24 protein-coding genes are annotated in these 26,111 nt (G+C 70.2%); 12 read left to right on the forward strand and 12 right to left on the reverse strand.

What is annotated here, in order from left to right:
• Positions 1 to 33: 33 nt before the first annotated feature.
• From ACFV6V_RS06635 to ACFV6V_RS06650, 4 genes are all read right to left on the reverse strand, one after another.
• A complete protein-coding gene (locus ACFV6V_RS06635; RefSeq protein ID WP_385560004.1) occupies positions 34 to 1,188 on the reverse strand; it encodes a hypothetical protein in 1,155 nt (384 codons plus the stop codon).
• A complete protein-coding gene (locus tag ACFV6V_RS06640) occupies positions 1,170 to 1,898 on the reverse strand; it encodes an ABC transporter ATP-binding protein (protein ID WP_385560007.1) in 729 nt (242 codons plus the stop codon). The genes ACFV6V_RS06635 and ACFV6V_RS06640 overlap by 19 nt, the downstream gene beginning before the upstream one ends.
• Before the next feature lie 180 nt (positions 1,899 to 2,078).
• Positions 2,079 to 3,467: an aspartate aminotransferase family protein gene (locus tag ACFV6V_RS06645; RefSeq protein ID WP_385560010.1), complete on the reverse strand. Its 1,389-nt coding sequence runs from the start codon at positions 3,465 to 3,467 to the stop codon at positions 2,079 to 2,081.
• Positions 3,452 to 3,943, reverse strand: coding sequence for an Lrp/AsnC family transcriptional regulator (locus ACFV6V_RS06650; RefSeq protein ID WP_361288339.1), 492 nt, complete (start codon positions 3,941 to 3,943; stop codon positions 3,452 to 3,454). Before ACFV6V_RS06650 ends, ACFV6V_RS06645 begins: the two co-directional genes overlap by 16 nt.
• 218 nt (positions 3,944 to 4,161) lie before the next feature.
• Between ACFV6V_RS06650 and ACFV6V_RS06655 the strand changes: the two genes are divergently transcribed.
• Positions 4,162 to 5,601 carry a gamma-aminobutyraldehyde dehydrogenase gene (locus tag ACFV6V_RS06655; RefSeq protein WP_385560013.1) on the forward strand — a complete coding sequence of 480 codons (1,440 nt, stop codon included), beginning with the start codon at positions 4,162 to 4,164 and terminating at the stop codon, positions 5,599 to 5,601.
• Between the two features lie 77 nt (positions 5,602 to 5,678).
• Here ACFV6V_RS06655 and ACFV6V_RS06660 read toward each other — a convergent pair whose 3' ends face one another.
• On the reverse strand, positions 5,679 to 6,236 hold the full coding sequence (locus ACFV6V_RS06660; protein ID WP_385560016.1) for a TetR/AcrR family transcriptional regulator: 558 nt from the start codon (positions 6,234 to 6,236) through the stop codon (positions 5,679 to 5,681).
• Positions 6,233 to 6,595 carry a DUF1304 domain-containing protein gene (locus ACFV6V_RS06665; RefSeq protein ID WP_385560018.1) on the reverse strand — a complete coding sequence of 121 codons (363 nt, stop codon included), beginning with the start codon at positions 6,593 to 6,595 and terminating at the stop codon, positions 6,233 to 6,235. The genes ACFV6V_RS06660 and ACFV6V_RS06665 overlap by 4 nt, the downstream gene beginning before the upstream one ends.
• A 160-nt stretch (positions 6,596 to 6,755) precedes the next feature.
• Between ACFV6V_RS06665 and ACFV6V_RS06670 the strand changes: the two genes are divergently transcribed.
• Positions 6,756 to 7,928, forward strand: a complete 1,173-nt coding sequence (locus ACFV6V_RS06670; protein ID WP_385560021.1) for a spermidine/putrescine ABC transporter substrate-binding protein — start codon at positions 6,756 to 6,758, stop codon at positions 7,926 to 7,928.
• A gap of 144 nt (positions 7,929 to 8,072) precedes the next feature.
• Complete coding sequence (locus ACFV6V_RS06675; protein ID WP_385560024.1) at positions 8,073 to 8,600, forward strand: hypothetical protein; 528 nt, start codon at positions 8,073 to 8,075, stop codon at positions 8,598 to 8,600.
• 111 nt (positions 8,601 to 8,711) lie between these two features.
• On the opposite strand, the gene ACFV6V_RS06680 is transcribed toward ACFV6V_RS06675, so the two are convergent.
• Both ACFV6V_RS06680 and ACFV6V_RS06685 read right to left on the reverse strand, forming a co-directional pair.
• Positions 8,712 to 9,428, reverse strand: coding sequence for a glycerophosphodiester phosphodiesterase (locus ACFV6V_RS06680; protein WP_385560026.1), 717 nt, complete (start codon positions 9,426 to 9,428; stop codon positions 8,712 to 8,714).
• A gap of 10 nt (positions 9,429 to 9,438) precedes the next feature.
• On the reverse strand, positions 9,439 to 10,548 hold the full coding sequence (locus ACFV6V_RS06685; protein WP_385560029.1) for an adenosine deaminase: 1,110 nt from the start codon (positions 10,546 to 10,548) through the stop codon (positions 9,439 to 9,441).
• A gap of 29 nt (positions 10,549 to 10,577) precedes the next feature.
• Between ACFV6V_RS06685 and ACFV6V_RS06690 the strand changes: the two genes are divergently transcribed.
• Positions 10,578 to 11,363, forward strand: a complete 786-nt coding sequence (locus tag ACFV6V_RS06690) for a DUF4190 domain-containing protein (protein WP_385560032.1) — start codon at positions 10,578 to 10,580, stop codon at positions 11,361 to 11,363.
• 78 nt (positions 11,364 to 11,441) lie between these two features.
• Here ACFV6V_RS06690 and ACFV6V_RS06695 read toward each other — a convergent pair whose 3' ends face one another.
• Entirely contained in the window at positions 11,442 to 12,032 is a 591-nt protein-coding gene (locus ACFV6V_RS06695; protein ID WP_385560035.1) for an NADAR family protein, read from the reverse strand.
• Positions 12,033 to 12,207: 175 nt separating this feature from the next.
• Here ACFV6V_RS06695 and ACFV6V_RS06700 point away from each other — a divergent pair, with 175 nt between their 5' ends.
• From ACFV6V_RS06700 to ACFV6V_RS06725, 6 genes are all read left to right on the forward strand, one after another.
• Entirely contained in the window at positions 12,208 to 13,722 is a 1,515-nt protein-coding gene (locus tag ACFV6V_RS06700; protein ID WP_385560038.1) for a gamma-aminobutyraldehyde dehydrogenase, read from the forward strand.
• Between the two features lie 108 nt (positions 13,723 to 13,830).
• A complete protein-coding gene (locus ACFV6V_RS06705; protein ID WP_385560040.1) occupies positions 13,831 to 15,081 on the forward strand; it encodes a PotD/PotF family extracellular solute-binding protein in 1,251 nt (416 codons plus the stop codon).
• Between the two features lie 55 nt (positions 15,082 to 15,136).
• Entirely contained in the window at positions 15,137 to 16,288 is a 1,152-nt protein-coding gene (locus ACFV6V_RS06710) for an ABC transporter ATP-binding protein (RefSeq protein WP_385560043.1), read from the forward strand.
• Positions 16,285 to 17,226 (forward strand): ABC transporter permease, encoded by a 942-nt coding sequence (locus ACFV6V_RS06715; protein WP_385560046.1) that lies wholly within the window; start codon positions 16,285 to 16,287, stop codon positions 17,224 to 17,226. Before ACFV6V_RS06710 ends, ACFV6V_RS06715 begins: the two co-directional genes overlap by 4 nt.
• Positions 17,226 to 18,032: an ABC transporter permease gene (locus tag ACFV6V_RS06720; RefSeq protein ID WP_385560049.1), complete on the forward strand. Its 807-nt coding sequence runs from the start codon at positions 17,226 to 17,228 to the stop codon at positions 18,030 to 18,032. Before ACFV6V_RS06715 ends, ACFV6V_RS06720 begins: the two co-directional genes overlap by 1 nt.
• Before the next feature lie 64 nt (positions 18,033 to 18,096).
• Entirely contained in the window at positions 18,097 to 19,512 is a 1,416-nt protein-coding gene (locus ACFV6V_RS06725; RefSeq protein ID WP_385560052.1) for an NAD(P)/FAD-dependent oxidoreductase, read from the forward strand.
• 32 nt (positions 19,513 to 19,544) lie between these two features.
• On the opposite strand, the gene ACFV6V_RS06730 is transcribed toward ACFV6V_RS06725, so the two are convergent.
• From ACFV6V_RS06730 to ACFV6V_RS06740, 3 genes are all read right to left on the reverse strand, one after another.
• Positions 19,545 to 20,114, reverse strand: a complete 570-nt coding sequence (locus tag ACFV6V_RS06730) for a phosphatase PAP2 family protein (RefSeq protein WP_385560055.1) — start codon at positions 20,112 to 20,114, stop codon at positions 19,545 to 19,547.
• A gap of 391 nt (positions 20,115 to 20,505) precedes the next feature.
• Positions 20,506 to 21,840 (reverse strand): 4-aminobutyrate--2-oxoglutarate transaminase, encoded by a 1,335-nt coding sequence (gene gabT / locus ACFV6V_RS06735; RefSeq protein ID WP_385560058.1) that lies wholly within the window; start codon positions 21,838 to 21,840, stop codon positions 20,506 to 20,508.
• A 48-nt stretch (positions 21,841 to 21,888) separates the two neighbouring features.
• Positions 21,889 to 22,059: a hypothetical protein gene (locus ACFV6V_RS06740; RefSeq protein WP_385560061.1), complete on the reverse strand. Its 171-nt coding sequence runs from the start codon at positions 22,057 to 22,059 to the stop codon at positions 21,889 to 21,891.
• A gap of 51 nt (positions 22,060 to 22,110) precedes the next feature.
• Between ACFV6V_RS06740 and ACFV6V_RS06745 the strand changes: the two genes are divergently transcribed.
• On the forward strand, positions 22,111 to 24,240 hold the full coding sequence (locus ACFV6V_RS06745; RefSeq protein WP_385560064.1) for an ATP-binding protein: 2,130 nt from the start codon (positions 22,111 to 22,113) through the stop codon (positions 24,238 to 24,240).
• Between the two features lie 141 nt (positions 24,241 to 24,381).
• Complete coding sequence (locus ACFV6V_RS06750; protein WP_385560067.1) at positions 24,382 to 25,950, forward strand: PucR family transcriptional regulator; 1,569 nt, start codon at positions 24,382 to 24,384, stop codon at positions 25,948 to 25,950.
• Positions 25,951 to 26,111 lie beyond the last annotated feature (161 nt).

The raw sequence follows: 26,111 nt of genomic DNA on the forward strand, positions 1-26,111 counted from the left end.
TAGGGCTCCGCCCGGACGCGGCCCCGACCGGGGTCAGGGCCGCAGCGGCATCGTCGCGAGCTGCGCCACCACCCAGGTGAGCGGCGCGAACACGGCGAGCAGAACCACCGTCCGCAGCACCGCCGACGCGCGCAGAGTCGAGGACCGGGCGCCGAGGCCCCGCAGCCCGGACCTGATGATCGCGCGGGCGTGCCTGGCCTCAAGGGCCGAGGTCAGCAGCGTCGCCGCCGTGCAGGCCAGCACGAGCGTGGCGCCGAGACCGGTCAGCTCACCGAACGGCCGCGGCCAGTTCGCGTCCTGGGCGAGTACGGTCACGGCGACGACGGCGGAGGACACCGCGCAGAGCAGCCCGAGGGGCCGCCCGATCCGGACGGCGTCCGCCATCAGGGCCCGCCCGGCGAGCAGCCGTACCGCTCCGGGCCGCAGCGACTGGACCGCGATCCCGCACACATAGACGATCCCCGGCCCCGCCACCGCCAGTCCCAGTACGGTCAGGGCCCAGCCCGCCATCACTCCGGCCGGGGCATGAGTGCCCACGTCGACGGTCGCGACGGGGCCCGTGTACGACCGCAGCGCGAGTCCCGCTGCGGTGAGTGCCACACCCCAGGGCAGCCCGGCCGGCGTGGCCTCCGAACGGGGCTCGCCGCCCTCGAACTCGAAGCTCTCCTCCCGCCTCGTACCGCGCGGGCGCAGCGCGAGTGCCGCCGCTGTCGAGGCCGCGAAGGGTACGAGGGCGAGCAGGGTGAGCACCGCTCCCAGCGGCAGTGGCTGGCCGGCCGCGAGCAGGGGTCCGGCCGCCCCGTCGAACGGAAGCCCGGTCAGATCCCCCCGCAGATGCAGGAATACCAGGAGGGCCAGCGCGCTGCCGAGTGTGCAGGAGACGGCGGTCGACACCGCGGCCAGCACGGTGAGCCGGGCGGGGCCGAGACCGACTGCGGACAGCCCGGGCCGTGGCCGGGTGGTGGGATCCGTACGGGCCACCGCCACAGCGAACTGCACGGTCGCGGCGAGCGGCAGCAGGCACCACAGCAGTCGCGCCACCGGTTCCGGGGACGGCTCCGACCGGGCCGCCGCGTCCGCCAGGGTGCACAGCAAGAGGAACCCGACCCCGCCGGAAGCCGCGGCGACGAGTAGCCGCCGCAGTTGCACCAGGGCGTGGGCGCCACCGGCTAGACGGAGAGAGAGCACGCCGCCCGGCCTTCCGTACCGGAGCCGTCGGCGGGCGCGACGCGACGGCCGTCGACCAGTGCCACCATATGGTCGGCCAGCGTCGCCACCTCCGCGTCGTGCGTGGCGAGAACGAGGGTGATCCGGTGGGAGCGTGCGGCTGTGGTGAGCGTACGCAGCACCTGGGCCCGGTCCGTGAGGTGCAGGGCGGCCGTGGGCTCGTCGGCGAACAGCACCGTGGGGGCGGCGACGAGGGCGCGGGCCATGGCGACCCGCTGGCGCTGGGCGTGCGGCAGCGCGCGGGGCCGCTTGCGGGCGAGCGCGCCGAGGTCGAGCCGCTCCAGCCACTCCATGGCGGCGTTCTTGGCCTTGCGGTGGGAACAGCCGCGCAGCATCAGCGGCAGGGCGGCGTTCTCCCAGACGTTCAGCTCGGGGACCAGCTGTGGCTCCGCGCCGAGCCAGCTGAAGCGGTCCCGGCGCAGCCGCTCGCGGGCGAGCGCGCTCATGGTGTGGACGGGGGTGCTGTTGAACCACACCTCGCCCTCTTTCGGGACGAGCTGGCCCGAGAGGCAGCGCAGCAGAGTGGTCTTGCCGCTGCCGCGCGGGCCGGTCACGGCGAGGATCTCGCAGTCGCGCACCCCGAGCGAGACCCCGCGCAGGGCGGGCGAGCCGCCGAGGGAGTGGTGCAGGGAGCGCGCCCAGAGCACGTCGTTGTCCGGCGGAGCCACCATGGCGTACACCTCGGTTCAGATCCGTTGGTCCGTTCCCCCGTACGGGGGAAGGACGGCGAGGCCGATACGTCACAGCACCGTAGGCACTCGGAACCGGGTGCGCGGACGGCACGCGGCCCGGGTGCCCCTGTTCTCACTCGAACAGGCGCATCCGGGCCGCGAAAAGTGGGATTTCGGGGATTACAGCTTGGTCCAGGCCTCCGTGAGAACGGACCGCAGGACCTGCTCGATCTCGTCGAAGGTCGACTGGTCGGAGATCAGCGGCGGCGCGAGCTGGATGACCGGGTCGCCGCGGTCGTCGGCGCGGCAGTAGAGACCCGCGTCGAACAGCGCCTTGGAGAGGAAGCCGTAGAGCACGCGCTCGGTCTCCTCGTCGTTGAAGCTCTCCTTGGTGTTCTTGTCCTTCACCAGCTCGATGCCGTAGAAGAAGCCGTTTCCGCGCACATCGCCGACGATCGGCAGGTCGTGCAGCTTCTGAAGAGTGCTCAGGAAGGCGCCCTCCTGGTCGAGCACATGCTGGTTCAGCTTCTCGCGCTCGAACAGATCGAGGTTGGCGAGAGCCACGGCCGCGGAGACCGGGTGGCCACCGAAGGTGTAGCCGTGCAGGAAGGTGTTGTCGCCCTTGTAGAACGGCTCGGCCAGCCGGTCGGAGACGATGCAGGCGCCGATCGGGGAGTAGCCCGATGTCATGCCCTTGGCGCAGGTGATCATGTCCGGTACATAGCCGAACTTGTCACAGGCGAAGGTCTTGCCGAGGCGGCCGAAGGCGCAGATGACCTCGTCCGAAACCAGCAGCACGTCGTACTGGTCGCAGATCTCGCGGACCCGCTGGAAGTAGCCGGGCGGGGGCGGGAAGCAGCCGCCCGCGTTCTGCACAGGCTCCAGGAAGACCGCCGCGACGGTGTCGGGGCCTTCGAAGAGGATCTCCTGCTCGATCTGGTCGGCGGCCCAGCGGCCGAAGGCCTCCGGGTCGTCGCCGAACAGCGGGGCGCGGTAGATGTTGGTGTTGGGCACCTTGTGCGCGCCGGGCACCAGCGGCTCGAACGGGGCCTTGAGCCCCGGCAGTCCGGTGATGGACAGGGCGCCCTGCGGGGTGCCGTGGTACGCGACGGCACGGGAGATGACCTTGTACTTGGTCGGCTTGCCCACGAGCTTGAAGTACTGCTTCGCGAGCTTCCAGGCGGTCTCCACCGCCTCGCCGCCGCCGGTGGTGAAGAAGACCTTGTTCAGATCGCCGGGGGCTTCGGCGGCGAGGCGCTCCGCCAGCTCGACGGCCTTCGGGTGGGCGTACGACCACACCGGGAAGAAGGCCAGCTCCTGTGCCTGCTTCGCGGCGGCCTCGGCGAGCTCCCTGCGGCCGTGGCCGGCCTGTACCACGAACAGGCCCGCGAGGCCGTCGAGGTAGCGCTTGCCCTTGTCGTCGTAGATGTAGGTGCCCTCACCGCGCACGATGGTGGGGACGGGTGCGTTCTCGTACGACGACATGCGGGTGAAGTGCATCCACAGGTGGTCGTAGGCGGACTGGGAGAGGTCGCTGCGGTCCTTGCTCACGGCTATCGGGTTCCCCACATATAGGTCTGCTTCTTCAGCTTGAGGTAGACGAAGCTCTGGGTGGAGCGCACACCGGGCAGGGTGCGGATGCGCCGGTTGATCACTTCAAGCAGGTGGTCGTCGTCCTCGCAGACGATCTCCACGATGAGGTCGAACGAGCCCGCCGTCATCACGACGTACTCGACCTCGGACATGGCGCTCAGCGCGTCGGCCACCGGGTCCAGATCGCCCTCGACGTTGATCCCGACCATCGCCTGCCGGCGCAGACCCACGGTGAGTGGGTCCGTGACGGCGACGATCTGCATCACGCCCTGATCGAGCAGCTTCTGGACGCGCTGGCGGACTGCTGCCTCGGAAAGGCCGACGGCCTTGCCTATCGCGGCATACGGACGGCGCCCGTCCTCCTGCAACTGCTCGATGATCGCCAGGGAGACGGCGTCGATCGTCGGCGACGAACTGTTTCCGGTCCTGGACTCTGCGCTTCGACTGGCCACGAGCACACTGTGCACTGGAGTCGGCTATCCCGCAACCCATCTGCGATGAAATTCGTTGTTCGACCTTCCTAATCTCACTGATTCCGTAGCTACGGGGCGTCTGGTCTGTCGAAAGCGTCGCCTGGCGGACTACCCTCAAGGACGTATGGTTGGGGTGAGTTGAGGTGTCTCACCCCTTGGACATCTCACCCGTTGGACACCTGACAGGAGGAGTGGCTGTGACCACCGAACTGCGTCGTCTGCGCAACTACATCGACGGAGAGTTCCGGGACGCCGCGGACGGGCGGACCATCGAGGTGGTCAACCCGGCCACCGGCGAGGCGTACGCGACCTCACCGCTGTCCGGGCAGGCGGACGTCGACGCCGCCATGGCCGCCGCTGCCGCCGCCTTCCCGGCCTGGCGCGACACCACTCCGGCGGAGCGCCAGAAGGTCCTGCTGAAGATCGCGGACGCCTTCGAGGAGCGCGCCGAGGAGCTGATCGCGGCCGAGTCGGAGAACACCGGCAAGCCGCTGGAGCTCACCCGCACCGAAGAGATCCCGCCGATGATCGACCAGATCCGCTTCTTCGCGGGTGCGGCTCGGATGCTCGAGGGCCGCTCGGCCGGTGAGTACATGGAGGGGATGACCTCGATCATCCGCCGCGAGCCGGTCGGTGTGTGTGCTCAGGTCGCGCCGTGGAACTACCCGATGATGATGGCCGTCTGGAAGTTCGCCCCGGCGCTGGCCGCGGGCAACACGGTCGTCCTCAAGCCCTCGGACACCACCCCGGCGTCCACCGTGCTGATGGCCGAGATCATCGGCTCGGTCGTGCCCAAGGGCGTCTTCAACGTGCTGTGCGGCGACCGCGACAGCGGTCGCATGATGGTCGAGCACCCGACCCCGGCCATGGCGTCCATCACCGGTTCGGTGAGGGCCGGCATGCAGGTCGCCGAGTCGGCGGCCAAGGACGTCAAGCGCGTCCACCTGGAGCTGGGTGGCAAGGCCCCGGTCGTCGTGTTCGAGGACACCGACATCGCCAAGGCCGTCGAGGACATCTCCGTCGCCGGTTACTTCAACGCCGGCCAGGACTGCACGGCGGCGACGCGCGTGCTGGTGCACGAGTCGATCCACGACGAGTTCGTGGCGGCGCTCGCGAAGGCGGCGAAGGACACGAAGACGGGCCAGCCGGACGACGAGGACGTGCTGTACGGCCCGCTCAACAACGCCAACCAGCTGAAGCAGGTCACCGGCTTCATCGACCGCCTCCCGGCGCACGCCAAGGTGGAGGCGGGCGGCCACCGGGTGGGCGACAAGGGCTACTTCTACGCGCCGACCGTGGTCTCCGGGCTGAAGCAGGACGACGAGATCGTCCAGAACGAGGTGTTCGGGCCGGTGATCACCGTCCAGCCGTTCCGTGACGAGGAGCAGGCGGTCGAGTACGCGAACGGCGTGGAGTACGCGCTGGCTTCGTCGGTCTGGACGAAGGACCACGCGCGGGCGATGAGGATGTCCAAGGTGCTGGACTTCGGCTGTGTGTGGATCAACACCCACATTCCGCTGGTGGCGGAGATGCCGCACGGCGGGTTCAAGAAGTCGGGGTACGGCAAGGACCTGTCGGCGTACGGGTTCGAGGACTACACGCGGATCAAGCACGTGATGACCTCGCTCGACGCGTAGTGCCTCCGGCGGGGGCGGGGCGGGCCCTTGAGCCTGCCCCGCCCCCGTTGCTTGTGTCCGGCGGGATTCCGGAGACCTCAGCTCAGCCGGGTCGTGTGGAGGGCGAACAGCAGGCGCCAGGCGTGGGAGGAGATCTCCTGCGGTGATGCCGCCATCCGGGCGTGGAGCCAGTCGGCCAGGAGGCCCGTGAAGGTCGCCGCCACCGCTGAGGCGATCACTTCGGCGTACGGGGCCCCCGCGAGCTCGCGTTCCCTGCGGCTGCGTTCGCGCAGTTCGCGGTGGAGCAGCTCGCCCAGCGGCCCGGCGCCGCCCTCCCGCAGCAGGGCACGGTAGAGCCCGGCGTGCGGCTCGATGCCGGTGAAGAACGCCGTCAGTGCCGCAGGCGGGGCCGCTGGATCCGGCACACCCCGCCACGCGTGCAGGGCGTCCACCGCTTCGCGGACGATCTCCGCACAGGCGTCCACCGCGAGGGCTTCCAGGTCCGGGTAGTGGAGGTAGAACGTGGCGCGGCCGACACCCGCCCGTCGGGTCAGGGCCGCGACGCTGACCTCCGCCAGTGGCCGTTCGCCGCACTCTTCCAGCAGCGCACGGCGCAGCCGCCCGCGGGTGCGCTCCGCGCGGGGGTCCCCGCTCATCCGGCCGCCAGTACCGCGGCCAGCGCCAGCGCGCCCGGAAGGGCCTGGGCGGCGTAGATGCGCCGGTTCGCGGTGGCGCCGCCGTACAGCCCCGCCACCACCACGCAGCACAGGAAGAACACCCGCACCTGGAAGCCGGTCGGGTCGTCCGCTATCAGGCCCCAGACGAGCCCCGCGGCCAGAAACCCGTTGTAGAGACCCTGGTTGGCCGCGAGGCGTGCCGTCGCCTTGGCCGTCGGCGCGTCGAAGCCGGAAAGGCGACGCCCTGGCGCCCGCTCCCAAAGGAACATCTCCAGTACGAGGAAATAGAAGTGCAGCGCGGCCACCAGGCCGGCCAGGACGTACGCGATGGTGGTCATCAGGACCCTTCTTAGACAGGTGTCCGGGAATTATAGACAGATGTCTACTGATCGACAGGGTGTCGGGGTGGACGCCTCGCGCTCGACGCAGCGTCGATTGCCCGATGGACCGACCGTTCGGCATGCTGCATCCGTGCCAGCGACGCCTCAGAGCTCACTCATGTCACGCCGTGGCCTGTTGCGCGCCCTCGGGGCCGCTGGGGCCGGTGCAGCGGGTCTCGCACTCGCCGGCTGCGGGGTGCCCGCGGCTTTCGTTCAACCGGGCGACCGGGCGGGTCGGGACATGTCGGCACGCGACAAGAGCCTCGACTTCGCGAACTGGCCGCTCTACATCGACGTAGATGACGATGACGCTTCCAAGCGACCCACCCTCGAGGCCTTCACCAAGCACTCCGGGATCTCCGTCCGCTACACCGAGGAGATCAACGACAACGACGAGTTCTTCGGGAAGATCAGCCCCGCGTTGATGAACCGTCAGGAGACCGGCCGGGACCTCATCGTGGTCAGCGACTGGATGGCGGCCCGCTTGGTGGCACTCGGCTGGGTCCAGGCGATGGACCGGGACCGGCAGCCCAATGTCGCCAGGTACCTCGATCCGCAGCTGCTCTCACCCGCGTTCGACAAGGGGCGCCTGCACAGCGTCCCCTGGCAGTCCGGGATCACCGGCATCGCGTACAACCGCCGCAAGCTGGGTCGCGAGATCCGGCACACCGAGGATCTGTGGGCCGCCGACCTACGGGGAAAGGTGACGCTGCTGTCCGGGCTCGACGAGTCGTTCTCCCTGCTGATGCAGGCGGACGGAGTCGACATCACCCGCTGGACCGCGAACGACTTCCACCGGCTGTGCGACCGCGTGGAGCGGCTGGTGCGAAAGAAACACCTGCGCCGCTTCACCGGCAACGACTACATCAAGGACCTCTCCACCGGGGACGTCCTTGCCTGCCAGGCCTACTCGGGCGATGTCATCCAGCTCCAGGCGGACAACCCCGACATCGAGTTCGTGGTGCCGGAGGAGGGCGCGGAGCTCTGGGCCGAGTCGCTGATGATCCCCAATCTCGCCCGTCACAAACGCAACGCCGAGGCGCTCGTCGACTACTACTACGAGCCCGAGGTCGCGGCCGAACTCGCCGCCTGGGTCAACTATGTGTGCCCCGTGCCCGCTGCCCGCGATGTGCTGGCCGACTCCAAGGACGAGGAGCTGGCGGCGCTCGCCGAGGACCCGCTGATCTTCCCGGACGACGACATGCGCAAGCGGCTCGTCATCTCCCGTGACATCACGTCGGAGGAGCGCCCTGAACTCACCGAGCGGTGGAACGCGATCGTCGGCCTGTAGCGGACGCAGGGCGGGGCGGGTTCATGGACGGTCCCGTGCCGGACCGGTGCCGGCCGCAGGCGTCACCATGGTCTCGCACCCCGTCGCCCACAAGATCACCGGGGCCCGGTAAAAGGCGGGTAAACGCGGGCGTACGCTGCGGACATGAGCGAGCGAAGGGCGCTTCTGCGCCGCATACGCGTGTGGCTGGTCGTCTTCATCGTCTGCCTGGTGCTGAGCGGGCTGACAGCCTTCCCTCTCGTCACCGAACTGCACCTCGTCCACAGCGCGTTGACCTCCTGGGCGTCGCCCGCCGCAGATGCCTTCCCCGGGCTGCTGGAATGGATCGCGCGGGTCCGGCGCGGACTGGACACCGCCGACGCGGACTATCCCTTCCTGCTGTACGGCACCGACTGGCTGGCCTTCGCCCATCTCGTCATCGCCGTCGCCTTCTACGGCCCCTACCGCGACCCGGTACGCAACATCTGGGTCGTCGAGTTCGGCATGATCGCGTGCGCCGGGATCATTCCGCTGGCCCTGATCTGCGGCCCGATCCGGGGGATCCCCTTCTGGTGGACCGTCATCGACATGTCCTTCGGAGTGTTCGGGGTGCTCCCGCTGCTGCTGGTGCGGCGCATGATCAAGCGGCTGGAGGCGCTGAGTGCGCCCGTGCGCGTACCGGTTGCCGTCTAGCCGCCGTATTGCCGTCCGGACCGCCGCCCCCGGCGGACCTCCGTGGGGGACCTTCGCTGCCCAGCGGTCGCGCACCCCTCGCGCGGCCCCCGAGTGTTCGACCGGGGCGTTCTATCCTTCGAGGCCTTCGAGTCCTTTTCTGGCACGGGCGGTGCGGAGCACCGCTGCCAGGGTCGCGACCCGGTTGGTGGTGATGGAATCGACCCCTCGGCGCACCAGCCTGCGCATCGTGGGGCGGGTGTCCGCGGTCCACGCGGAGAGCAGAAAGCCGTCAGCGTGGACGTGGTCCGCGAGCTCCCGGCTCACCAGCCCGAAGCAGTAGTTGAGCCAGCGGGGCCGGACCACGTCCAGCAGCACAGGACGCGGCGGGGCCAGCGTCGTCCAGGTCAGGGCGATCTCCGCGGCCGGGTCGGTGGCGCGTACGGCGACCATGGCGGCAAGGCCCCCGCAGTAGTAGACGCGGTCAGCCGCGCCGCCGTCGCGGACCGCGCCGACGATGGCGCGTACGGCGGACTCGTCGGCACCGGGCAGGTCGACCATCAACCGGTGGCTCCCCACCGCGGTGAGCGCCTCGTGCAGTGTCGGGACGCGGCCCGACGTCAGTCCGGCCAGCTCGGCGTGGGAGAGCAGGGAGAGCGGGCGGTCTTGGCCCCACAGCCGCTTCAGGGTGTCGTCGTGCAGCAGCACGGGCACCCCGTCGCGGGTCAGCCGGACATCGATCTCGACGGCGTCCGCACCGCGCTCCACGGCGGCCAGCAGCGACGGGAGGGTGTTCTCGCGGGCCACATACGGGTCCCCGCGGTGGCCTACCAGGGTGACGGTGCGCATGGCGCCGGCCTCACCTCGCCAGCCACTGCTCGGTGTAGACGTCGATCTCGGACGCGATGCGGGACTTGCCGGCGCGGTCGAGGAAGGACGCCTCGACGGCGTTCTTCGCGAGCGCGGCGACGCCCCGCTCGTCCAGACCGAGCAGCCGGGCGGCGACCGCGTACTCGCTGTTGAGGTCGGTGCCGAACATCGGCGGGTCGTCGCTGTTGATGGTCACCAGCACACCGGCCTCGACCATCTCCTTGATGGGGTGCTCATCGAGGGTCGCGACGGCGCGCGTGGCGATGTTGGAGGTGGGGCAGACCTCCAGCGCGATGCGCTGCTCGGCGAGGTGGGCCAGCAGCTCGGGGTCCTGCGGGGCGCTGGTGCCGTGGCCGATGCGCTCGGCGCGCAGATCGTGCAGCGCGTCCCAGATGGTGCCGGGGCCGGTCGTCTCCCCGGCGTGCGGTACGGAGTGCAGTCCGGCCGCGATGGCCCGGTCGAAGTACGGCTTGAACTGCGGCCGGGGCACCCCGATCTCGGGTCCGCCGAGACCGAACGAGACCAGCCCGTCCGGGCGCAGATCGACCGCGAGCCGGGCGGTCTCCTCCGCCGCGTCGAGGCCCGCCTCGCCGGGGATGTCGAAGCACCAGCGCAGCACCACCCCGAGCTCCGCCTCGGCCGCCTTGCGGGCGTCCTCGATGGCCTCCATGAAGCCCTGCTCGGGGATGCCGCGGCGGGTCGAGCTGAAGGGCGTGATGGTCAGCTCCGCGTAGCGGATGTTCTGCCGGGCCATGTCCCGGGCGACCTCGAAGGTCAGCAGCCGGACGTCCTCGGGGGTGCGGACCAGGTCCACGACGGACAGGTAGACCTCGATGAAGTGCGCGAAGTCCGTGAAGGTGAAGTATTCGGCGAGCGCGGCCGGGTCGGTGGGTACCTTGGAGTCCGGGTGCCGGGCGGCGAGCTCGGACACGATGCGCGGAGAAGCCGATCCCACGTGGTGGACGTGCAGTTCCGCCTTGGGCAGCCCTGCGATGAAGGGGTGCAGATCGGTCATCGGGTCCTCCGTAGGCGCTGGGCTGTCCCGGTCAGGGATCATCGTAGGCGGGCTGTCTGCCGCCCTGCGCGGCGCCCGTAGCATGACAAGCTCACAATGGGGGAGGACGACATATGTCAGAGCAGAGTGACCAGCTGCCGGGCGGCCATACGCCGGGGGACCCATGGGCTCCGCCGGAGCGGAGCGCTCCGCAGGGGGGACAGGGACAGTCCGGCGGGGTCGACCTCGGCAAGGCCACGGGCCCCTCGCGTCCGACCCTTGCGGATGTCCAGGACGCGCCGCCGGCCGGTCGCGGTGTGCATGACCAGCCGACCCTGACCTCGGTGCCCGGCGCGCCGAGCAGTACGGGCGGACCCGCGGACACCACCACGGGAACCGGTGCCGTGCCACCGCCGCCGACGGCCCCGGGCGGGCCCGGGCAGAGCGCCCCCGGTCCGTACGGCTACCCGGCCGCGCAGGGGCCGGTCGCCTCCGGGTACGGCTACCCGGCAGCTCCCGGGCAGTCCGGATACCCGGGATACCCGGGGTACACCGGCTCCTGGGGTGTGCCGCCCGCACCGTCGCAGAACGGTTTCGGCACCGCCGCGATGGTGCTCGGCATTCTCGCCGTGTGCACCTTCTGCTTCTACGGCCTCCCCAGCCTGGTGCTGGGCGTGCTGGCGCTGATCTTCGGCATCCTGGGGCGCAAGCGGTATGCGCGGGGCGAGGCGACGAACAACGGCCAGGCGCTCGCAGGAATCATCCTCGGTTCCGTCGGGATCGTCCTGGGAGCCGCCATTCTCGCGTTCTTCGCCTGGGCGATCGCGAACCACGACCGCTGGGACGACAACAAATACGACAGCGAGGTCGACGAGGACCCCTGGGCGACCACCCTGGTCGTCTCCGACGCCTCCCGCTGACGGACGGGCCGCCGGGCGGTCCCTCACACCGTCCGGCCCGTCCGATCAGACGGGCGCCCGTCTCCCTGCCCCGCCTGGTTATCCCTCGTCGCCGGAGGCAGGCACGGGCACCCCCGTCCGCAGCCGCTCACGCGCCTCCATCAGCGCGAAGCCCAGCAGATTCCGCCCCCGCCAGCGCGCCGGGTCACGGACCCGCTCGTCGTCCGCAGCCAGCCCGATGCCCCAGATCCGGTCCATGGGGCTCGCCTCCACCAGCACTCTGTCACCGGTGGTCAGCAGGTAGGAGCGAAGCCGCGGGTCCTGCGAGAACTTGTGCACGCTGCCCGCGACCACGATCGCGAAGCGCTCGCGCTCCCATATCTCCTCGCTGTAGCCGCGCACCAGCCGCCCCGCCTTCTTCGCGAGCGCGGGGTTCGGCGCCTCCAGCGCCTGCCGCTCCGCCTCCGTGTCGCCGAAGAGCCGTGCCTTTCCGGCCATCATCCAGTGCTCGGCGGTCGCATACTCGATTCCATCCGCGGTGAACGGCGACGGCCACCACTGACTCAGACAGGCGGGCCCTATCTCGCCGTCGTGGCGCGCTGTGTGGCCCCAAAAGTAAAGAAACTTCAACCGCTCACCGCCCCTGATCCGCTCGATCAGGGACTCGGCGGTTCTCCAGGTGCTTTCCATGCACGCGAGTGTGACAGCCGCCACTGACACTCCGTATCGGGATTGGCACCCCGATGCGACACATGGTCAACCGAATCCGTCGCGTAACCAAAAGGCAACTACGGAATCCCTTGTTGGAGAACCATCCCTCTGCCAGGATCGGCACTCACTTCGAGCTGGAACAACGGAGAGCGTCATGGTCAACCGCTTCCAGGCACAGGACCGCTTCGCGGACGGCGCGCAGTACATCGGCGGCCGACTGCGGCCGGGTGCATCGGGACGCCACCACACGGTCGTGGACCCGGCCACCGGAGAGCAGGTCCTCGCATACGAGCTGGCCGGCACGGCGGACGTCGACGCGGCCGTCGCCGCCGCGCGTGAGGCGTTCCCGGCCTGGGCGGGTGCCACCCCAGGCGAGCGCTCCGACGCCCTGCACCGCTTCGCCGCCGTGCTGGCCGAGCAGGCGGAGGACCTCGCCCAGGCCGAGTCCCTCCAGTGTGGAAAGCCGATCAAGCTGACTCGCGAGTTCGACGTGCCGGGCACGGTGGACAACGCCGCCTTCTTCGCCGGGGCCGCGCGCCACCTCCAAGGCCAGTCGGCCGGTGAGTACAGCGGTGACCACACCTCGTACGTACGCCGCGAGCCGATCGGTGTCGTCGGCTCCATCGCGCCCTGGAACTACCCGCTCCAGATGGCGGCCTGGAAGGTCCTCCCGGCCATCGCCGCAGGCAACACCATCGTCCTCAAGCCCGCCGAGATCACCCCGCTGACCTCCCTGATGTTCGCCCAGGCGGCTTCCGAGGCCGGGATCCCGGACGGTGTCGTCAACATCGTCAACGGCGCCGGCCGGGAGGCGGGCGAGCACCTCGTCGGGCACCCGGACGTGGCCATGACCTCGTTCACCGGCTCGACACCCGTCGGCAAGCGCGTCGCCGAGGTCGCCACGGCCACCGTCAAGCGGCTCCACCTGGAGCTCGGCGGCAAGGCGCCCTTCGTGGTCTTCGACGACGCCGACCTGGAGGCCGCCGTTCACGGGGCCGTCGCGGGCTCACTGATCAACACCGGCCAGGACTGCACCGCGGCCACCCGTGCCTATGTGCAGCGTCCGCTCTACGACGCCTTCGTCGCCGGGGTCGCCGATCTGATGGCGACCGTTCGGATCGGCGACCCCCTCGACCCCGCGACCGATCTCGGTCCGCTGGTCTCACACGTCCAGCGCGACCGCGTCGCCGGCTTCGTGGACCGGGCCCGTTCGTACGCCACCGTCGTCACCGGGGGCCAGGCGCCCGGCGGTGACCTGGAGAAGGGCGCGTACTACCTGCCGACGCTGATCGCCGGGGCTGCCCAGGACAGCGAGGTCGTCCAGTCCGAGATCTTCGGCCCCGTGCTGGTGGTCCTCCCGTTCGATTCGGACGACGAGGGAATCAGGCTCGCCAACGACACCCCGTACGGCCTCGCCGCCTCCGCCTGGAGTCGCGACGTGTACCGCACGGGCCGGGCCACCCGCGAGATCAAGGCGGGCTGTGTCTGGGTCAACGACCACATTCCGATCATCAGCGAGATGCCACACGGCGGCTACAAGGCCAGTGGCTTCGGCAAGGACATGTCGGTCTACTCCTTCGAGGAGTACACGCAGGTCAAGCACGTGATGTACGACAACACCGCGGTGGTCAGGAAGGACTGGCACCGCACGATCTTCGGAGACCGGTAACCGGCCTACGGCAATCGGCGAGCGGCCCATGCCGCGCGGCCCAGCCGCAGCTTCAGCGGCGAAAGAACCCCCTATAGGGCACACGATCCCCCCGAAAGGGCACAGCGCATGAAGCAGTACCAGCCCGAGCAGCTCTCGGCGGCCCAGCAGGCCGCGATACGGCGCAGTACGAGCAACGGCAGGGGCGCTCTCTCCCGCCGGTCCCTGCTGCGTGCGTCCGGTGTCGGCGCGCTCACCATCGGCGGCATGGGCGCGCTGAACGCCTGCGGGATCCCCGCGGCCAAGCGGGAGGGCGACGCCGCCGCGGCGTCCGACGACCACTCGGCGCAGGAGAAGCAGCTCAACTTCTCCAACTGGACGCAGTACATCGACGTCAGCGACGACGAGAAGGCCCGTCCCACACTGGGCGCGTTCACCAAGCGCACCGGGATCCAGGTCAAGTACACCGAGGACATCAACGACAACGTCGAGTTCTTCGGCAAGATCAGGCCTCAGCTGGCCGCGGGGCAGGACACCGGGCGCGATCTGATCTGTGTCACCGACTGGCTCGCCGCCCGCATGATCCGGCTCGGCTGGGCGCAGAAGCTCGACGCCTCCAACCTGCCGAACGCCTATGCGCATCTCTCGCCCCAGTTCCGCAGCCCCGACTGGGACCCGGGGCGGGCCTACTCGTACCCCTGGACCGGAATCTCGACCGTCATCGCCTACAACACCAAGGCGACCGGCGGGCGCAAGATCGAGAGCGTCTCGCAGCTGTTCGACGACCCGTCGCTCAGGGGCAAGGTCGCGTGCCTGTCCGAGATGCGCGACACCATCGGCATGACCCTGCTCGACATGGGCAAGGACCCCGCCAAGGTCACCGACGACGACTACAACGCGGCGATCGCCCGGGTCCAGAAGGCCGTCGACACGAAGCAGATCCGCCGGTTCACGGGCAACGACTACACGTCGGACCTCGACAAGGGCGATATCGCCGCCTGTCTGGCCTGGGCGGGCGACCTCGTCCAGCTGCGGACCGACAACCCCGACATCGAGTTCGTGATCCCTGACGCCGGCTACATGACCTCCAGCGACAACCTGCTGGTCCCGGCCAAGGCGCGGCACAAGACCAACGCCGAGAAGCTCATCGACTACTACTACGAGCTCCCGGTCGCGGCCCAGCTCGCCGCCTACATCAACTATGTGTGCCCGGTCGAGGGCGTGGGCCCCGAGCTTGCCAAGATCGACCCGGAGCTCGCGAAGAACACGCTGATCCTCCCGGACAAGGCCATGGCCGCCAAGTCCCACTCCTTCCGCTCCCTGAGCAGCAAGGAGGAGACGGCGTACGAGGAGAAGTTCACCAAGCTCATCGGCGCCTAAACGTTCCTGCTCAACTCTGCTCCCTGCTCGCCCTAGACCACCGGGACCGCGACCCATGACAGACAAGACCGCGGGCGGCGACGTCCGACTCTCCGGGATCGGCAAGACCTACGGCTCCTTCACCGCCGTGCACCCGCTCGACCTGACCGTGCCCCAGGGCTCCTTCTTCGCCCTGCTCGGCGCCTCCGGCTGCGGCAAGACCACCACCCTGCGGATGATCGCCGGACTCGAGGACCCCACCACGGGCACCGTCTTCCTCGGCGACCGGGACGTCACGGACCTCCCCCCGTACAAGCGCCCGGTCAACACCGTCTTCCAGAGCTACGCCCTCTTCCCGCATCTGACCGTCTACGAGAACGTCGCCTTCGGACTGCGCCGCCGCGGCATCAAGTCCGTGAAGAAGCAGGTCGACGACATGCTCGAACTCGTCCAGCTCGGCGACAAGGCCAAGCACAAGCCGCACCAGCTCTCCGGCGGCCAGCAGCAGCGTGTCGCGGTCGCCCGGGCCCTGATCAACCACCCGCAGGTGCTGCTGCTCGACGAACCCCTCGGCGCCCTCGACCTCAAGCTGCGCCGCCAGATGCAGCTGGAGCTGAAGCGCATCCAGACCGAGGTCGGCATCACCTTCATCCATGTCACCCACGACCAGGAGGAGGCCATGACCATGGCCGACACGGTCGCGGTGATGAACGGCGGCCGGGTGGAGCAGCTCGGTGCCCCCGCCGAGCTCTACGAGAATCCGCAGACCACCTTCGTGGCCAACTTCCTCGGCACCTCCAACCTCATCGAGGCCGAGGTCGTCGAGATCAGCGGCGACGACATCCTCGTCAGCGCCCCGGACGCCAAGCTGCGGCTGCCCGCCGGACGCTCCGCCACCCAGCCCCGCGCGGGCGGCAAGCTGCTCGTCGGCGTACGGCCCGAGAAGATCTCGCTCGCACACGCCGACGACGCGGGCAGCATCCCCGAGGGCCGCAACCGCTTCACCGGAAAGATCGCCGACTCCAGTTTCATCGGAGTCTCCACCCAGTTCGTCATCGACAGCCCGGTATGCCCGGAGCTGGAGGTGTACGTGCAGAACGTGGAACGGGACGCCCGCTTCATCCCCGGCGCCGAGGTCGTCCTGCACTGGAACCCGGAGCACACCTTCGGCCTCGACGCCGCCCAGGACATCGACGCCGGTGTCGAGACCGTGGAGGAGGCAGCATGACGACCGCCTCCCAGGCCACCGCGGCGCCGCCTGAGCCCGGGCCGGAGCCGGGCCCGGTGGAGCGCAAGCCGTCGCTGCGCCGGTCGCTGGTGCCGTACTGGCTGCTGCTGCCGGGCATCCTGTGGCTGATCGTCTTCTTCGCCCTCCCGCTCGTCTACCAGGCGTCGACCTCGGTGCAGACCGGCTCCCTGGAGCAGGGGTTCAAGGTCACCTGGCACTTCCAGACCTACTGGGACGCGCTGACCGAGTACTACCCGCAGTTCCTGAAGTCCCTGCTCTACGCGGGCACGGCCACGGTCCTGTGTCTGCTGCTCGGCTATCCGCTGGCCTACCTCATCGCGTTCCGGGCCGGCCGCTGGCGCAATCTGCTGCTGGTGCTGGTCATCGCCCCGTTCTTCACCAGCTTCCTGATCCGCACGCTCGCCTGGAAGACGATCCTCGCCGACGGCGGCCCGGTGGTGGACGTGCTCAACACCATCGGCTTCCTGGACGTCACCAGCTGGCTGGGGATGACCGAGGGCAACCGGGTGCTGGCCACCCCGCTCGCGGTCGTCACGGGTCTGACGTACAACTTCCTGCCGTTCATGATCCTTCCGCTGTACACGTCCCTGGAGCGGATCGACCCCCGGCTCCACGAGGCGGCGGGAGATCTGTACGCGAACCCGTCGACGGTCTTCAGGAAGGTCACCTTCCCCCTGTCGATGCCCGGCGTCGTCTCCGGAACCCTGCTGACCTTCATCCCGGCCAGCGGTGACTACGTCAACGCCGAACTGCTCGGCTCCACCGACACCCGGATGATCGGCAATGTCATCCAGTCGCAGTTCCTGAGGGTGCTCGACTATCCGACCGCGGCAGCGCTGTCGTTCATCCTCATGGCGGTCGTGCTGATCATGGTGACCGTCTACATCCGCCGGGCAGGGACGGAGGACCTGGTCTGATGAGTCTGGTGCGCTGGATACGACGCAATCTCGTCGTGATCGTGGGCTTGCTGACGCTCGCCTATCTGATCCTGCCGAACATCATCGTGATGGTGTTCTCCTTCAACAAACCCGCCGGGCGGTTCAACTACTCCTGGCGGCAGTTCTCCCTCGACGCCTGGAAGGACCCGTGCGGTGTCGCCGACATGTGCGACTCGCTGAGCCTGTCCCTGTGGATCGCGCTCTGGGCCACCATCGGCGCCACCATCCTCGGCACGATGATCGCGTTCGCGCTGGTCCGCTACCGCTTCCGGGCGCGTGGCGCGATCAACTCACTGATCTTCCTGCCGATGGCGATGCCCGAGGTCGTCATGGCCGCGTCGCTGCTGACCCTCTTCCTCAACCTGGGCGCCGAGCTCGGCCCGATGACCATCCTCATCGCGCACACCATGTTCTGCCTCAGCTTCGTGGTGGTGGCGGTGAAGGCACGCGTGCTGTCGATGGACCCGAGGCTGGAGGAGGCCTCCAAGGACCTCTACGCGGGCCCCGTCCAGACCTTCCTGCGGGTCACCCTGCCGATCGCGGCGCCCGGTATCGCCGCCGGCGCGATGCTGTCCTTCGCGCTGTCGTTCGACGACTTCATCATCACCAACTTCAACTCGGGCAACACCGTCACGTTCCCCATGTTCGTCTGGGGCTCGGCCCAGCGCGGTACACCCGTCCAGATCAACGTCATCGGTACGGCCATGTTCGCCATCGCCGTGGTCGTCGTGGTCACCGCCCAGGTCATCACCAACCGGCGGAAGAAGTCCGCACTGTCCAAGTGACACCCGGTAATGCAAGGCCCGGGGCCGCGACCGGCCCGGGGCGAGCTCCGAAGGAGTGGAAACCATGGCCCCAGCAGCCATGACCTTTGCCTCATCACTCTCCGACGCCCAGCCCGTCCCCTTCTGGCTGGAAGACCCCGGCAAGCCCGACGCCCTGCCCGCACTCACCCGCGACGAGCGGACCGATCTGCTCGTCGTCGGGGGCGGCTACAGCGGACTGTGGACCGCGCTCATCGCCAAGGAGCGCGACCCGGGTCGGGATGTCGTCCTGATCGAGGGCCGCGAGGTGGGCTGGGCCGCCTCGGGCCGCAACGGCGGCTTCTGCGCCGCCTCGCTCACCCACGGCCTGAGCAACGGCCTCGCCCGCTGGCCGGACGACATGGCGCGGCTCGAGGACATGGGCGCCCGCAATCTCGACGCGATCGAGCAGGCGGTCGCCACCCACGGCATCGACTGCGAGTTCGAACGCACCGGCGAGATCGACGTCGCCACCGAGCCGCACCAGCTCGAGGAACTCCACGAGCTCCACGAGGAGGCCCAGCGACGCGGCCTCGCCGGCGGTATGGAACTCCTCGACCGCGACGCGATGCGCGCCGAGGTCGATTCGCCGACCTTCCTCGGCGGGCTGTGGGACCGCACCGGGGTCGCCATGCTGCACCCGGCGAAGCTGGCCTGGGGCCTCAAGCAGGCCTGCCTGAACCTAGGCGTGCGCATCTACGAGAACACCCGCGCCCTCCAGCTCTCCTCGTCCGGGGCCGAAGCGGCCGTGCGCACCCCGTACGGCCGGATCTTCGCCCGGCAGGTCGCGCTGGGCACGAACGTCTTCCCGTCACTGGTCAAGCGGCTGCGCCCGTACATCGTCCCGGTCTACGACTACGCGCTGATGACCGAGCCGCTGTCGGGCGCCCAACTGGACGCCATCGGCTGGCAGCGGCGCCAGGGACTCGGCGACAGCGCCAACCAGTTCCACTACTTCCGGATCACGGCGGACCACCGCATCCTGTGGGGCGGCTACGACGCCATCTACCCCTTCGGCGGCCGTGTCACCGCCGAGCGGGACCACCGCCCGGAGACCTATCTGAAGCTGGCGGGACAGTTCTTCACCTGCTTCCCGCAGCTGGAGGGTCTGCGCTTCACCCATGCGTGGGGAGGCGCGATCGACACCTGCTCCCGCTTCTCCGCGTTCTTCGGCACGGCGCACGGCGGCAAGGTCGCGTACGCCACCGGCTACACCGGGCTCGGCGTGGGCGCGACGCGCTTCGGCGCCGAGGTGATGCTCGATCTGCTCTCCGGTGAGCGCACCGAGCGCACCGAGCTGGAGATGGTGCGCCGCAAGCCCATGCCGTTCCCGCCGGAGCCGGTCGCATGGGCCGGTATCGGTCTCACCAAGTGGTCTCTGGCCCGGGCGGACGAGCGGGGCGGAAAGCGCAATCTGTGGCTGCGGGCGATGGACCGGATGGGGCTCGGCTTCGACAGCTGAGAGCCGTTCCACGGGCTGACGGGCCCGGGGCGTCAGGTACTTCCGTTGCCCCTGCCCCTGGCCCTGGTCCCGGCCCCGGCCCGGGCCCGTGGCGCAGCCACTGCGGCGATCAGCAGCACCGCGCCCAGGCACCAGCTGCCGAGCACGTCGAGCGGCCAGTGGTACCCCCGAAGGACGAGCCCGGCGCCGGTGCCGAGGATCGCGGCCGCAGCCCCGAGCAGTGCCCGCCTCCGCAGCCATCCGGTCACCAGCAGGGCCGCCGCACCGTAGGCGACCACCGCCGTCGCCGCATGGCCCGACGGGTAGTAGCCGGTCTCGCCGCCGGTGAGCGGACCCTGGCGGCCGATCAGTGCCTTGAGGGGGGCGACCAGGGCCGGCACGAGGGCCATCGCGAGCAGGGCGGCCAGCGCTTCGGCCCGTCGGCGGCGGTACGCGGCCCAAGCGGCGGAAACGACCAGCACCGGCAGCGCGACCTGCATGTTGCCGAGGTCGGCGAGGAACTCGGTGACCTGGACCGGGCCTGCGCCCACGACGGCCCGGCTGAATCGCTCGTCCAGGGTGCGTAGCGGCCCGCGTGCGGCGATCTGCCAGGTGAGGAGCACGAAGAGCGCGATCGAGGCGCAGAGGGCTCCGGCGACTGCCCGGGAAAAAACCGACCGCCCCGGAACAGGGGGGTTGGCTCCGAGGCGGTCGTCCTGACCGGTGCACCGCGCGCCCCGGGGGGTTTGGGGCGGGCGGCCGTCCGATCGGTGAGGAGTTCCGGAGCCAGTGACTCCGGTGGTGTGCGCGAGGGCACGGCCAGGACGGGGCTGGGGAGGCTCCGGCCTGAAGTCGCCCGCAGTCTCCTGCGAGCGGGGTGTTTCTCTCATCTGCGGAAACCGTACGGCAGCAGGAGGGGGACCGACAGGCGTAACGCCATCCCGCCATCGGCCCCCCACACCTTCTTCACAGAGAGCGCGCGATTACGCGGAGTCACCCTCCGGAACGGTGGTCTCAGACCCCGGCGAACGCCGCCTCGATGATGTCCAGGCCCTCGCCCAGGAGGTCCTCGCCGATCACCAGCGGCGGCAGGAAACGGAGCACATTGCCGTAGGTGCCGCAGGTGAGCACCACGAGCCCCTCGGCGTGGCAGGCCTTGGCGAGCGCACCGGCGGCCTCCGGGTTCGGCTCCTTGCTGGCCGGGTCCTTCACCAGCTCGATGGCGATCATGGCGCCGCGGCCGCGGATGTCGCCGATGATCTCGTACTTCTCCTGCATGGCTGCGAGGCGGCCCTTCATGACCTCCTCGATGCGCTTGGCCTTGCCGTTGAGGTCCTGCTCGCGCATGGTCTCGATGGCGCCGAGCGCACCGGCGCAAGCCACCGGGTTTCCGCCGTACGTACCGCCGAGGCCGCCCGCGTGAGGGGCATCCATGATCTCGGCACGGCCGGTGACGGCCGCCAGCGGCAGACCGCCGGCGATGCCCTTCGCGGTGGTGATCAGGTCGGGGACGACACCCTCGTCCTCACAGGCGAACCACTGGCCGGTGCGGCAGAAGCCGGACTGGATCTCGTCGGCGACGAACACGATGCCGTTGTCGTTGGCGAACTTCACGAGCGCCGGGAGGAAGCCCTTGGCCGGCTCGATGAAGCCACCCTCGCCAAGGAGCGGCTCGATGATGATCGCGGCGACGTTCTCGGCGCCGATCTGCTTGCTGATCTGGTCGATGGCCTGGGCGGCGGCCTCGGGGCCGCAGTTCTCCGGACCGGTCGGCCAGCGGTAACCGTAGGCGACCGGGACGCGGTAGACCTCGGGCGCGAACGGGCCGAAGCCGTGCTTGTACGGCATGTTCTTGGCGGTCAGCGCCATGGTGAGGTTGGTGCGGCCGTGGTAGCCGTGGTCGAACACGACGACCGCCTGGCGCTTGGTGTACGCACGGGCGATCTTGACGGCGTTCTCGACGGCCTCGGCGCCCGAGTTGAACAGCGCGGACTTCTTGGCGTGGTCGCCCGGGGTCAGCTCGGCGAGCGCCTCGCAGACCTCCACGTAGCCCTCGTAGGGGGTGACCATGAAGCAGGTGTGGGTGAAGTCCTGGAGCTGGGCCGATGCCCGGCGTACGACGGCCTCGGCGGACGCGCCCACGGAGGTCACCGCGATACCGGAGCCGAAGTCGATCAGCTGGTTGCCGTCGACGTCCTCGATGATGCCGCCGCCGACGCGGCTGGTGAACACCGGCAGCACGGAGCCCACGCCGCCCGCGACCGCGGCGAGACGACGGGCCTGCAACTCCTGCGACTTCGGGCCGGGAATGGCGGTGACGACGCGGCGCTCCTGCGGGATGTCGGTCATGGGGGCTCCTGGGGTGTCTTTCGGACGCACTTCTTCTTTCTTCGCAGGCTAGGTCCGCTCCAGGGGGTCCGGCATGCTCCGTTCGGGAGTGGTGGAGGCGTGTCGTTGTCCGTCACGGACATAGAGCACATCGACTGCTCCGCGGAGGGCACCCGTGCCGGGCCAGCCCGCGGCGTACCCGCGTACGCGCGGATCGCTGAACTCCCCGCGGCGTGCCACTAGATTGACGGTGGCACAGACGAGGTCCTGGCTGGTCAGGGGGCAGGGTTCATGGACACCGACGGTACCTACGACGCACGTGGCACGCGTACGGGCGGCTCACATTCAGTGCCGCGCCCCGCGGGGCCTCCGCCCATGCCGGCGATGCCGTCCGTGCCCCCTGCCCCGGCACACGCCCCCGCCCCGGCCATCGGCGGCTCCCTCGCCGAGTGGCTGCGCACACCCCGCCCGCAGGCCGGGCCGGGGGTGTGGCGGTTCGGGTACCGGCCGCGGCCGGAGCAGGAGCCGGAGCCGATTCCGACCGCACGGCTTCTCACCGGAGCGCTGATCTCGCTGCTTTCCGCGCTTCTGCTCTGGTCGCTCTACGACAACTACTACATCCCGTACTGGCTGGACCCCCACTACTGGGCAGGGGCCCTGGTCAAGCTGTCCGACGAGGCGGTGGTCAAGGGCCTGATCGGAGGCGCGATCGATCTCCTGCTGCTCATCGGCATGATCGTCTTCTTTGGGCGGCTCGGCCACTGGCCGGAGCTGGCGCGCCGCTTCCTGCTCCCGGTGCTCGGGGCGCTGCGTACGCCTCGCGAGCCCGGTCCGGCACCTGCGACTGCTGGAAATCAGGACGGTCCCGGCGGATGGGCCGACCTGCGCGGCGCGGGACAGCAAGCGATTGCGGACCGCCTCACGGAGGAGATCCGGGCTGGCCGGATGAACGATGTCGACTTCGCCCGCATCCGCCGTTCCTGGCACTCCGTGCAGGCCGACCCGTCGCGCCTTGGCGCATTTACGGACACGGCACTGCGACGGGGTGCTGCCGCGTTCACCCATCCGTCGGGGGTCCGCGACCTGCCGGTACGCACCGCACGGCATGATCTGCTGGCCCACCAGGTCAGGATCGGCACCGCCGCCGACCACCCCCGCAACCCCTACGCCCGCCGCACCACCGGCGTCGCTCTCGAGCCGGCCGTTCTCGGCACCTCGCTGCTCGCGGTGGGCCCCTCCGGGTCCGGGAAGACCGTGCGCCTGGTCCGCCCAGTGGTCGAGGCGATGTGCCTCCAGGCGCTCACCAACCGGGCCGCCGTGGTGGCCGTCGCCGCACAGGGCGCGGCGCTCGGCCCCGACGAGGCCTTCGACCTGGTCATCGCCCCCGGGCGGCCCGACTCCACCCACGACCTCGATCTCTACGGCGGCGCCGACGACCCCGACGAGGCCGCCCGTGTCCTCGCCGAGGCGCTGGTCGGGGACCTGACCGTCGACAGCCGCCGGGCGGCCACCGCGCTGGCCCAGCTCATCGGCCCGTACCGCAGTGCCTACGGCCATTTCCCCGCCGTACCCGAGCTGCGGGATCTCGTCGGCGGCTCGCCCGAGGCCCTCCGCGCCCTGCGGGGCGCTCTCGAAACGGCCCAGGAGGCATCCCAGCTGCGGGAGCTCGACGCCCGCGAGCGGCAGTCGGAGCGCTCCGACGACATCGGCGTGCTGCTCGCCGAGCGGATCGCGTTCCTCGACCGTCCCGCCTTCGCTCGGTTCTTCCGCACCTGTGAGGCGGACCGGCAGTTCTCGCTGCGGGCCATCGAGCACCCGCTGCGGGTCCGTGTGGACCTGCCCGAGCGGGGGCACGCGGAAGCGTCCCGGATCATCGCCCGGCTGGTACTCGCCCAGTTCACCGAGGCCGCACTGGGCCGCGCAGACCGCTCGCTCTTCGCCTGCCTGGTCATCGACGACGCCACCCACACCCTCACAGCCGACGCGGTCAGGGCAATCCAGCGGCTGCGCTCGGCGAACGCCGGGGTGGTGCTGGCGATGCGGACGCTGGAGGACGTGCCCGAGGCGCTGCGCGGATCGCTGCTCGGCGCGGTCGGCTGCCGGATGGCCTTCGCCGGGCTCGGGCCCTGGGACGGAGGGCGTTTCGCCGAGGCCTGGGGCACGGAATGGGTGCAGACCCGGGACGTCACCAACCGGCAGATCATCTCGGACGAGCCGCTCACCAAGGCGCTGCACTTCATGCGACGGCTGGTGACGGGGAAGAACGCCACCGCCGAGGCGGTCACGGTCCGCGAGGTCGAACGGCAGCGCTGGTCGGCCTCCGAGCTCGCGCACTCCTTGCCCGCCGGGCACGCGGTGCTGTCACTGACGTCGGTGCGGGGCGAGCACTCGCCGCCGGTGCTGGTCGATCTGCGCACCTGACTCGGGTGCCGGTGACCGCACCTGAGCCAGGTACCGGTTAGGGAGGCAGGTGCCCCACGTACTCGTACGCCCTGGCAGAATCGAGCTATGCCGTTCATACGGGACGGCGAAAAACTTCTTCTGCCGAAAGCCCGCGGTCCCATGCCGGTCACCCTTGCCTCGCTCGTCCAGCACTCCGCGCTGAAGCTGACCGTGCGCGCCGGGGAGGACCGTCTCGAAACACCCGTGCGCTGGGCGCACGTCAGCGAGCTCGCCGACCCCGTGCCCTACATGGAGGGCGGTGAGCTGCTGCTCGTCACCGCGATGACGCTGGACGCCGCCGACGACGAAGCGATGCGGCGCTATGTGCGGCGGCTTGACGGTGCGGGGGTCGTCGGGCTCGGTTTCGCCGTCGGCGTCACCTACGACGACATCCCCGAGGCCCTTCTGAGGGCCGCGCGCGAAGCGGACTTCCCGCTGCTCGAAGTGCCCCGCCGCACACCGTTCCTGGCCATCAGCAAGGCCGTCTCCGCAGCCATCGCCGCCGACCAGTACCGCGCCGTCACGGCGGGCTTCGAGGTCCAGCGCGAGCTCACCCGCGCCGCGCTCTTCGACGGCCCCGCCGCGCTGCTGGCACGGCTGGCCGCCCATATCGACGGCTGGGCCGCGCTCTACGACGCTTCGGGTTCGGTCGTGGCCGCCGCACCCGAATGGGCCGCCCGGCGCGCGGCACGGCTCACCGGCGACGTGCGGCGACTGCGTGAGCGGCCCGCGCCCGCAAGCGCGGTGGTCGGCAGTACGGAGGACCGGGTGGAGCTCCAGTCCCTGGGCACCGGGCGGCGGGTGCGGGGCGTGCTCGCCGTGGGCACCGGCGCTTCCCTGGGTACCGCTGAGCGGTACGCGGTGCACTCCGCGGTCGCCCTCCTCACCCTCACCACCGAGCGCTCCCGTTCGCTCCAGGCCGCCGAGCAGCGCCTCGGCGCCGCGGTGCTGCGGCTGATGCTCTCCGGGCAGCCCGACCACGCACGCGCGGTGGCCGGGGACCTGTACGGGGGGCTGCTGGACGCCCCGTTCCGGCTGCTGATCGCCGAGCGGGCGGGCGAACCGGACCCCGCTGCCGCTCCCGCACTGCCCGCACTCGCCGAATCGCTGGAGTCCGCCGCGGCGCGGTCCGGCGAGGCGGTGCTGGCCGTCCCCGAGGGTGACGGCCGGCTCGTCGTGCTCGCCGCCGACGGGGGAGCGGTGCTGAGCGGCTGTGAGACCTACGCCGAGCGGAAGGCCGAGGACTCCGGCATCGTGGTCGGTCTGTCGGCCCCGTCAGGGCCGATCGCCGCAGCCTCGGCGTACAAGCAGGCCGAGCAGGCGCTCTCCGTCGCCCGGCGCCGTGGCCGCGCCCTGGTCGAGCACGAGGAGCTGGCTGCCGGGTCCGTACTCCCGCTCCTCGCCGACGACGCCGTGAGGGCCTTCGCCGACGGGATGCTGCGCGCCCTGTACGAGCACGACGCGACGGGCCGCGGCGACCTGGTCGCCTCACTGCGGGCCTGGCTCTCCCACCACGGACAGTGGGACGCGGCGGCTGCCGACCTGGGCGTGCACCGGCACACCCTGCGCTACCGCATGCGCCGGGTCGAGGAGATCCTCGGCCGCTCGCTGGACGATCCGGATGTCCGCATGGAGCTGTGGCTGGCGCTCAAGGCCACGGGGGACACCGCGCCGCCTGCCGCGCCGTAGGCCACGCGGTCCCCTCGGACATCGGAAAGCCGGGCGGCCCCGACTGTGCGCGTCCTGCGGCGGCGTCCTGCCACCGCAGCGGCGATCCACGACGTGCTCGTCAGGATCCGAAGCCAGTGACCTCGCAGAGGTTCGGTCCAGTGGAATTCGGTCCCTCGTGG

The sequence above is a fragment of the Streptomyces sp. NPDC059828 genome (assembly GCF_042731955.1).
Lineage (GTDB): Bacteria > Actinomycetota > Actinomycetes > Streptomycetales > Streptomycetaceae > Streptomyces.

Bases quoted from the DNA above. Each gene is read 5' to 3' on its own strand.
- ACFV6V_RS06675 (WP_385560024.1), top strand. From the start codon at position 8,073: ATGAGCGAGCGAAGGGCGCTTCTGCGCCGCATACGCGTGTGGCTGGTC.
- ACFV6V_RS06705 (WP_385560040.1), top strand. From the start codon at position 13,831: ATGAAGCAGTACCAGCCCGAGCAGCTCTCGGCGGCCCAGCAGGCCGCG.
- ACFV6V_RS06750 (WP_385560067.1), top strand. From the start codon at position 24,382: ATGCCGGTCACCCTTGCCTCGCTCGTCCAGCACTCCGCGCTGAAGCTG.
- ACFV6V_RS06665 (WP_385560018.1), bottom strand. From the start codon at position 6,595: ATGACCACCATCGCGTACGTCCTGGCCGGCCTGGTGGCCGCGCTGCAC.
- ACFV6V_RS06670 (WP_385560021.1), top strand. From the start codon at position 6,756: ATGTCACGCCGTGGCCTGTTGCGCGCCCTCGGGGCCGCTGGGGCCGGT.
- ACFV6V_RS06695 (WP_385560035.1), bottom strand. From the start codon at position 12,032: ATGGAAAGCACCTGGAGAACCGCCGAGTCCCTGATCGAGCGGATCAGG.
- ACFV6V_RS06710 (WP_385560043.1), top strand. From the start codon at position 15,137: ATGACAGACAAGACCGCGGGCGGCGACGTCCGACTCTCCGGGATCGGC.
- ACFV6V_RS06640 (WP_385560007.1), bottom strand. From the start codon at position 1,898: ATGGTGGCTCCGCCGGACAACGACGTGCTCTGGGCGCGCTCCCTGCAC.
- ACFV6V_RS06700 (WP_385560038.1), top strand. From the start codon at position 12,208: ATGGTCAACCGCTTCCAGGCACAGGACCGCTTCGCGGACGGCGCGCAG.
- ACFV6V_RS06660 (WP_385560016.1), bottom strand. From the start codon at position 6,236: ATGAGCGGGGACCCCCGCGCGGAGCGCACCCGCGGGCGGCTGCGCCGT.
- ACFV6V_RS06745 (WP_385560064.1), top strand. From the start codon at position 22,111: ATGGACACCGACGGTACCTACGACGCACGTGGCACGCGTACGGGCGGC.
- ACFV6V_RS06685 (WP_385560029.1), bottom strand. From the start codon at position 10,548: ATGCTACGGGCGCCGCGCAGGGCGGCAGACAGCCCGCCTACGATGATC.
- ACFV6V_RS06690 (WP_385560032.1), top strand. From the start codon at position 10,578: ATGTCAGAGCAGAGTGACCAGCTGCCGGGCGGCCATACGCCGGGGGAC.
- gabT (WP_385560058.1), bottom strand. From the start codon at position 21,840: ATGACCGACATCCCGCAGGAGCGCCGCGTCGTCACCGCCATTCCCGGC.
- ACFV6V_RS06680 (WP_385560026.1), bottom strand. From the start codon at position 9,428: ATGCGCACCGTCACCCTGGTAGGCCACCGCGGGGACCCGTATGTGGCC.
- ACFV6V_RS06725 (WP_385560052.1), top strand. From the start codon at position 18,097: ATGGCCCCAGCAGCCATGACCTTTGCCTCATCACTCTCCGACGCCCAG.
- ACFV6V_RS06715 (WP_385560046.1), top strand. From the start codon at position 16,285: ATGACGACCGCCTCCCAGGCCACCGCGGCGCCGCCTGAGCCCGGGCCG.
- ACFV6V_RS06720 (WP_385560049.1), top strand. From the start codon at position 17,226: ATGAGTCTGGTGCGCTGGATACGACGCAATCTCGTCGTGATCGTGGGC.